This is a genomic window from Pseudarthrobacter linnaei (genome assembly GCF_055412825.1).
Map to the genome: position 1 here is coordinate 1 of NZ_JBVAYX010000074.1, position 1,015 is coordinate 1,015.

At 65.6% G+C, this 1,015-nt stretch carries 2 protein-coding genes; both read left to right on the plus strand.

The genetic code is table 11. The features are described 5' to 3' along the window. A partial coding sequence (locus tag ACZYZ3_RS20530; protein ID WP_463965607.1) for a hypothetical protein occupies positions 1-375 on the plus strand: 375 nt, incomplete at its 5' end. A 132-nt stretch (positions 376-507) separates the two neighbouring features. Then, positions 508-1,015 (plus strand): DUF305 domain-containing protein (locus ACZYZ3_RS20535; protein ID WP_463965608.1); only part of this gene is annotated, 508 nt, incomplete at its 3' end.

Genomic DNA, 1,015 nt, shown 5'->3' on the forward strand with positions numbered 1-1,015 from the left:
ATGACCGCCACCCATGCCACGCACTCCCCGGCCACGGCGGATGCAACCGTCAGCGACCATCACGATTCTTCCCCTGCCGGCCTCGCGGGAGAACATCCTGCTGGACCATCCTCTGACCCGCACGTGCACGCGGCACAAGACGAAGCCGGTGCCCGGACCGTGCAGTGCACGGACTCGAACACCTGCACCAGCACGCAGTCCATGACTGTGGACTGCACCCCGTCGGCGAAGACGGCCTCTCTGGCCGCACCGCTGCCGGGCACCGGAATCATCGCCCGGAACACCAACGCGGGGACCCAGAGCCATGTTGGCACGCTGTGGTCCTATCTTCCCGGCAGCCCATCACCAGGCGAGCTCTGCATCAGCCGAACGTAAAACGGGGCCCCGCGCTGTGACCTGACCGGCGCCCGTCCCTGCCTGACTCTCCTCCTTTGAGCCGGGCGCATCGCTGATGCACACACCCCTGGCGCCCTTGCGCCCCCTGATGTCTTGAAGGACTTAACAGCCATGATCAACACGAAGTTTCTGACCCTTTCCGCAACCGCCATCGCTGCGGCACTCGCCCTCGCCGGCTGCTCAACCGGCCCCTCCGAACCGTCCGCCACCTCCAGCAGCCCGGCTTCCTCCGCCAGCTCAATGCCGGGAATGGGCCAGGGCCCCGGGATGATGTCCAGCAGCGCACCGGCCGCCGTTACCGAACACAACGAGGCCGACACCATGTTCGCCCAGGGAATGATTCCGCACCACGAACAGGCGGTGGAAATGAGCGAGATGATGCTCCAGAAGAAGGACATCCCCGCCTCGGTCACCGACCTGGCAGCACGGATCAAAGCAGCCCAGGCACCGGAGATCGAAACGATGACCGGCTGGCTCAAGACCTGGAACGAATCCGCGACCATGGGTGCCGGCCACACCATGGACGGCATGATGGGCGCGGGCGACATGAAGCAGCTTGAGGCCGCCCAGGGCACCGAAGCAGCCAGGCTCTTCCTGACGCAGATGGTTGTCCACCACC